Origin of the sequence: Citrobacter sp. Cpo015, from assembly GCF_030333035.1 — a bacterium.
In the GTDB taxonomy this organism is placed as follows: Bacteria; Pseudomonadota; Gammaproteobacteria; order Enterobacterales; family Enterobacteriaceae; genus Citrobacter; species Citrobacter portucalensis.
The window spans coordinates 1-6,027 of record NZ_JAOWGS010000021.1 but is presented as its reverse complement, the minus strand read 5'-3'; the positions used below and the strand labels follow the sequence as shown (position 1 = coordinate 6,027).

Below are 6,027 nucleotides of genomic sequence, written 5' to 3'. Positions count from 1 at the left end.
GGCACTGTTGCAAATAGTCGGTGGTGATAAACTTATCATCCCCTTTTGCTGATGGAGCTGCACATGAACCCATTCAAAGGCCGGCATTTTCAGCGTGACATCATTCTGTGGGCCGTACGCTGGTACTGCAAATACGGCATCAGTTACCGTGAGCTGCAGGAGATGCTGGCTGAACGCGGAGTGAATGTCGATCACTCCACGATTTACCGCTGGGTTCAGCGTTATGCGCCTGAAATGGAAAAACGGCTGCGCTGGTACTGGCGTAACCCTTCCGATCTTTGCCCGTGGCACATGGATGAAACCTACGTGAAGGTCAATGGCCGCTGGGCGTATCTGTACCGGGCCGTCGACAGCCGGGGCCGCACTGTCGATTTTTATCTCTCCTCCCGTCGTAACAGCAAAGCTGCATACCGGTTTCTGGGTAAAATCCTCAACAACGTGAAGAAGTGGCAGATCCCGCGATTCATCAACACGGATAAAGCGCCCGCCTATGGTCGCGCGCTTGCTCTGCTCAAACGCGAAGGCCGGTGCCCGTCTGACGTTGAACACCGACAGATTAAGTACCGGAACAACGTGATTGAATGCGATCATGGCAAACTGAAACGGATAATCGGCGCCACGCTGGGATTTAAATCCATGAAGACGGCTTACGCCACCATCAAAGGTATTGAGGTGATGCGTGCACTACGCAAAGGCCAGGCCTCAGCATTTTATTATGGTGATCCCCTGGGCGAAATGCGCCTGGTAAGCAGAGTTTTTGAAATGTAAGGCCTTTGAATAAGACAAAAGGCTGCCTCATCGCTAACTTTGCAACAGTGCCCTTGATATCTAGTATGACGTCTGTCGCACCTGCTTGATCGCGGCCGCGATAGCTAGATCGCGTTGCTCCTCTTCTCCATCCGCGTTCCAAGCTGCGGAAAGGCACCCATAAGCGTACGCCTGGTCGAGCAGGCGACGCGGATCGACGTCCAGCGCACGAGAGAATGCGTCCGCCATCTGTGCAATGCGTCTAGGATCGAGACAAAGGTCGTCTCTGTCAGCCGGATCGTAGAACATATTGGCGGCGCCAAAGCCCACTTCACCGACCAGACCGACGGGATCTATCACCAGCCAGCCGCGACTGGAGAACATGATGTTTTCATGATGCAGATCGCCATGTAGCCCACGCAGTTCCGAGGCATTGCTCATCATTTGATCGGCTATAATCGCCGCGTGGACGTAGTCAGTTTGACAACCTGCGTTTTGATCATCGCGCGCCCGCTGAAACAAAGCTGCAAAGCGATCCCGGATCGGGAGAAGGGCAGAAGGCAGGGGTTCCTCAGATGCGGCATACAGCTTCGCCATTAGTTCCGCTGCAATTTCGGTCGCCTGGTAGTCGCCGTGCTCGGCAACGATGTGAGAGAGCATTCGCTCCCCGGCATATTCGAGCAACATCAGATTGTTCTCACGACCGAGCAACCGGACTGCTCCCCTCCCATTGCGCCATACCAGATAGTCGGCCCCGCGCAGTTCATCAGCAATGTCTTCTATAGGTTTCAATCCCTTGACGATTGCAGGAGTCCCGTCTGGCAATGAAACTTTCCAAACGAGGCTGGAAAAGGTGTCCGCAATGAGAACAGGTTGCGAAACGTGCCAATGAGCAGGAAAAACAGGCGGCATGAACATCAACCCCAAGTCAGAGGGTCCAATCGCAGATAGAAGGCAAGGCGTTCGCGGTCGGGGGCTTCGATCCCCAATACATTGAATAGGACAGCGAAGGCGCGCTCTGCTTCATCTGGCGCTGCCCAGTTCTCTTCGGCGTTAGCAATCATGAGTGCCAAATCGGCATAGCGATCTGCTGTTCCGAGCCGCCCAAGGTCGATCAGACCCGTGCATTGAAGAGTTTTAGGGTCCACCATGAAGTTCGGCATGCAGGGATCACCATGGCAAACAACCATATCGGTGCGCTCTTGGTCGAGCCGCACCGGTAGCTCTCGTTCGACACGAGCCAAAAGATCGAGCTGCGGCGTACTCTTGTCCTCGTCCGGTAAGAAGTCGGGATTGACGGCATTGCGGGACACCACATCAACGGCGCGTCCGAACATTCGCGACAGCCTGCGCTCAAACGGACATTGATCAACCGATAGGCTGTGAACAGCGCCAAGTTGCTGCCCCATTGACGGCCACGCTTTGAGCAAATCCGCTCCAGACAGATCAGCCGCCGGTACTCCCGGAATTGCCGTTATCACCAAGCATGCACCCTCCTGTTCCTCCTGCCAGTTGATGACCTCGGGGCAAGCCACACCTCGACCTTTGAGCCAAATGAGGCGGTCACGCTCTCCAGCGAGCTCACCGCGGCGGGAAGCAGGTGCGATTTTCGCGAAGGCATGCCCGTCACCACGTCGAAAAACAAAATCACCAGATTCTCCGCCTCTGACAGGCAACCAGTCAGAATGCGATTCACCAAAAAAAATATTAGTTCGATTCAATGGAGGTTCCTTCAGTTTTCTGATGAAGCGCGAATATAGAGAAATATCCCGAATGTGCAGTTAACGAATTCTTGCGGTTTCTTTTAGCGCCGCCAATACCGCCAGCCCGTCGCGCAAGGGGCGCGGCTCGTGTGTGCGGATGAAGTCAGCTCCACCTGCGGCGGCGGCAAGCTCTGCAGCGAGTGTCGCGGCCCCGACATCCCCCGGACCACGGCCTGTGAGCGCGCGCAGAAAGGATTTGCGCGAAACAGACAGAAGCACCGGCAAATCGAAGCGCAGCCGCAATTCATCGAACCGCGCCAGCACCGAGAGCGAGGTTTCGGGAGCAGCCCCCAGAAAAAACCCCATGCCGGGATCAAGGACAAGGCGGTTGCGTTTGATACCGGCACCCGTCAGCGCCGCGATGCGCGCGTCAAAGAACGCCGCAATGTGATCCATGATGTCGCCAGCGGGTGCCTCGCGCCGATCTGCCTGCCCGTCTTGCACCGAATGCATAACGACGAGTTTGGCAGATGATTTCGCCAATTGCGGATAGAACGCAGCGTCTGGAAAACCGCGAATATCATTGAGATAGGCCACACCACGCGACAAGGCATAGGCTTGCGTCGCGGGTTGATAACTGTCGAGCGAGACGGGAATGCCATCTGCCTTGAGCGCGTCCAGCACCGGCGCGATACGCTCGATTTCTGTGTCGGACGAAACAGGCGCGGCGTCGGGGTTGCTGGATGCCGGACCGAGGTCGATCACATCTGCCCCCTCGGCCATCAGCTTACGCGCCTGCGCAATGGCTGCGTCTGGCGCCAGATACCGGCCTCCATCGGAGAAACTGTCCGAGGTTATGTTGACGATGCCGAAAATGATGAGCGATTTATTCATGGGGGCTTCTATAATAATAATAATCGAGCATGAGTCTCATACGGATGCTCGGGTCGAAAGGGAATCCCCAGGCGAGTAACCTGTTTGCGGTGATCCATTAGCTGCAGGAGCAGAATAGCATACATCTGGAAGCAAAGCCAGGAAAGCGGCCTATGGAGCTGTGCGGCAGCGCTCAGTAGGCAATTTTTCAAAATATTGTTAAGCCTTTTCTGAGCATGGTATTTTTCATGGTATTACCAATTAGCAGGAAAATAAGCCATTGAATATAAAAGATAAAAATGTCTTGTTTACAATAGAGTGGGGGGGGGTCAGCCTGCCGCCTTGGGCCGGGTGATGTCGTACTTGCCCGCCGCGAACTCGGTTACCGTCCAGCCCAGCGCGACCAGCTCCGGCAACGCCTCGCGCACCCGCTGGCGGCGCTTGCGCATGGTCGAACCACTGGCCTCTGACGGCCAGACATAGCCGCACAAGGTATCTATGGAAGCCTTGCCGGTTTTGCCGGGGTCGATCCAGCCACACAGCCGCTGGTGCAGCAGGCGGGCGGTTTCGCTGTCCAGCGCCCGCACCTCGTCCATGCTGATGCGCACATGCTGGCCGCCACCCATGACGGCCTGCGCGATCAAGGGGTTCAGGGCCACGTACAGGCGCCCGTCCGCCTCGTCGCTGGCGTACTCCGACAGCAGCCGAAACCCCTGCCGCTTGCGGCCATTCTGGGCGATGATGGATACCTTCCAAAGGCGCTCGATGCAGTCCTGTATGTGCTTGAGCGCCCCACCACTATCGACCTCTGCCCCGATTTCCTTTGCCAGCGCCCGATAGCTACCTTTGACCACCATGGCATCAGCGGTGACGGCCTCCCACTTGGGTTCCAGGAACAGCCGGAGCTGCCGTCCGCCTTCGGTCTTGGGTTCCGGGCCAAGCACTAGGCCATTAGGCCCAGCCATGGCCACCAGCCCTTGCAGGATGCGCAGATCATCAGCGCCCAGCGGCTCCGGGCCGCTGAACTCGATCCGCTTGCCGTCGCCGTAGTCATACGTCACGTCCAGCTTGCTGCGCTTGCGCTCGCCCCGCTTGAGGGCACGGAACAGGCCGGGGGCCAGACAGTGCGCCGGGTCGTGCCGGACGTGGCTGAGGCTGTGCTTGTTCTTAGGCTTCACCACGGGGCACCCCCTTGCTCTTGCGCTGCCTCTCCAGCACGGCGGGCTTGAGCACCCCGCCGTCATGCCGCCTGAACCACCGATCAGCGAACGGTGCGCCATAGTTGGCCTTGCTCACACCGAAGCGGACGAAGAACCGGCGCTGGTCGTCGTCCACACCCCATTCCTCGGCCTCGGCGCTGGTCATGCTCGACAGGTAGGACTGCCAGCGGATGTTATCGACCAGTACCGAGCTGCCCCGGCTGGCCTGCTGCTGGTCGCCTGCGCCCATCATGGCCGCGCCCTTGCTGGCATGGTGCAGGAACACGATAGAGCACCCGGTATCGGCGGCGATGGCCTCCATGCGACCGATGACCTGGGCCATGGGGCCGCTGGCGTTTTCTTCCTCGATGTGGAACCGGCGCAGCGTGTCCAGCACCATCAGGCGGCGGCCCTCGGCGGCGCGCTTGAGGCCGTCGAACCACTCCGGGGCCATGATGTTGGGCAGGCTGCCGATCAGCGGCTGGATCAGCAGGCCGTCAGCCACGGCTTGCCGTTCCTCGGCGCTGAGGTGCGCCCCAAGGGCGTGCAGGCGGTGATGAATGGCGGTGGGCGGGTCTTCGGCGGGCAGGTAGATCACCGGGCCGGTGGGCAGTTCGCCCACCTCCAGCAGATCCGGCCCGCCTGCAATCTGTGCGGCCAGTTGCAGGGCCAGCATGGATTTACCGGCACTGTTGCAAAGTTAGCGATGAGGCAGCCTTTTGTCTTATTCAAAGGCCTTACATTTCAAAAACTCTGCTTACCAGGCGCATTTCGCCCAGGGGATCACCATAATAAAATGCTGAGGCCTGGCCTTTGCGTAGTGCACGCATCACCTCAATACCTTTGATGGTGGCGTAAGCCGTCTTCATGGATTTAAATCCCAGCGTGGCGCCGATTATCCGTTTCAGTTTGCCATGATCGCATTCAATCACGTTGTTCCGGTACTTAATCTGTCGGTGTTCAACGTCAGACGGGCACCGGCCTTCGCGTTTGAGCAGAGCAAGCGCGCGACCATAGGCGGGCGCTTTATCCGTGTTGATGAATCGCGGGATCTGCCACTTCTTCACGTTGTTGAGGATTTTACCCAGAAACCGGTATGCAGCTTTGCTGTTACGACGGGAGGAGAGATAAAAATCGACAGTGCGGCCCCGGCTGTCGACGGCCCGGTACAGATACGCCCAGCGGCCATTGACCTTCACGTAGGTTTCATCCATGTGCCACGGGCAAAGATCGGAAGGGTTACGCCAGTACCAGCGCAGCCGTTTTTCCATTTCAGGCGCATAACGCTGAACCCAGCGGTAAATCGTGGAGTGATCGACATTCACTCCGCGTTCAGCCAGCATCTCCTGCAGCTCACGGTAACTGATGCCGTATTTGCAGTACCAGCGTACGGCCCACAGAATGATGTCACGCTGAAAATGCCGGCCTTTGAATGGGTTCATGTGCAGCTCCATCAGCAAAAGGGGATGATAAGTTTATCACCACCGACTATTTGCAACAGTGCC

6 protein-coding genes and 1 pseudogene are annotated in these 6,027 nt (G+C 57.7%); 1 reads left to right on the top strand and 6 read right to left on the bottom strand.

The features are described from left to right. The first annotated feature begins 63 nt into the window (after window positions 1-63). Window positions 64-768, top strand: coding sequence for an IS6-like element IS26 family transposase (locus OGY67_RS07125; RefSeq protein WP_001067855.1), 705 nt, complete (start codon window positions 64-66; stop codon window positions 766-768). A 60-nt stretch (window positions 769-828) separates the two neighbouring features. Here OGY67_RS07125 and OGY67_RS07120 read toward each other — a convergent pair whose 3' ends face one another. The 6 genes and pseudogenes from OGY67_RS07120 to OGY67_RS07095 all read right to left on the bottom strand — a co-directional run bounded on the left by OGY67_RS07120 (window position 829) and on the right by OGY67_RS07095 (window position 5,964). Then, window positions 829-1,665: an aminoglycoside O-phosphotransferase APH(6)-Id gene (locus OGY67_RS07120; protein WP_000480968.1), complete on the bottom strand. Its 837-nt coding sequence runs from the start codon at window positions 1,663-1,665 to the stop codon at window positions 829-831. Continuing rightward, on the bottom strand, window positions 1,665-2,468 hold the full coding sequence (gene aph(3'')-Ib / locus OGY67_RS07115; RefSeq protein WP_001082319.1) for an aminoglycoside O-phosphotransferase APH(3'')-Ib: 804 nt from the start codon (window positions 2,466-2,468) through the stop codon (window positions 1,665-1,667). The genes OGY67_RS07120 and aph(3'')-Ib overlap by 1 nt, the downstream gene beginning before the upstream one ends. A 60-nt stretch (window positions 2,469-2,528) precedes the next feature. Beyond that, entirely contained in the window at window positions 2,529-3,344 is an 816-nt protein-coding gene (gene sul2, locus OGY67_RS07110; RefSeq protein ID WP_001043265.1) for a sulfonamide-resistant dihydropteroate synthase Sul2, read from the bottom strand. Window positions 3,345-3,652: 308 nt separating this feature from the next. Then, window positions 3,653-4,504: a replication protein C, IncQ-type gene (gene repC / locus OGY67_RS07105; protein WP_000240536.1), complete on the bottom strand. Its 852-nt coding sequence runs from the start codon at window positions 4,502-4,504 to the stop codon at window positions 3,653-3,655. Beyond that, window positions 4,491-5,210, bottom strand: a pseudogene (locus tag OGY67_RS07100) (helicase RepA family protein); the annotation flags it as partial. The gene repC and the pseudogene OGY67_RS07100, both read right to left, overlap by 14 nt. A 49-nt stretch (window positions 5,211-5,259) precedes the next feature. Further along, a complete protein-coding gene (locus OGY67_RS07095; RefSeq protein ID WP_001067855.1) occupies window positions 5,260-5,964 on the bottom strand; it encodes an IS6-like element IS26 family transposase in 705 nt (234 codons plus the stop codon). Window positions 5,965-6,027: the final 63 nt, after the last annotated feature.

Bases quoted from the DNA above. Each gene is read 5' to 3' on its own strand.
- OGY67_RS07125 (WP_001067855.1), top strand. From the start codon at position 64: ATGAACCCATTCAAAGGCCGGCATTTTCAGCGTGACATCATTCTGTGG.
- OGY67_RS07120 (WP_000480968.1), bottom strand. From the start codon at position 1,665: ATGTTCATGCCGCCTGTTTTTCCTGCTCATTGGCACGTTTCGCAACCT.
- sul2 (WP_001043265.1), bottom strand. From the start codon at position 3,344: ATGAATAAATCGCTCATCATTTTCGGCATCGTCAACATAACCTCGGAC.
- OGY67_RS07095 (WP_001067855.1), bottom strand. From the start codon at position 5,964: ATGAACCCATTCAAAGGCCGGCATTTTCAGCGTGACATCATTCTGTGG.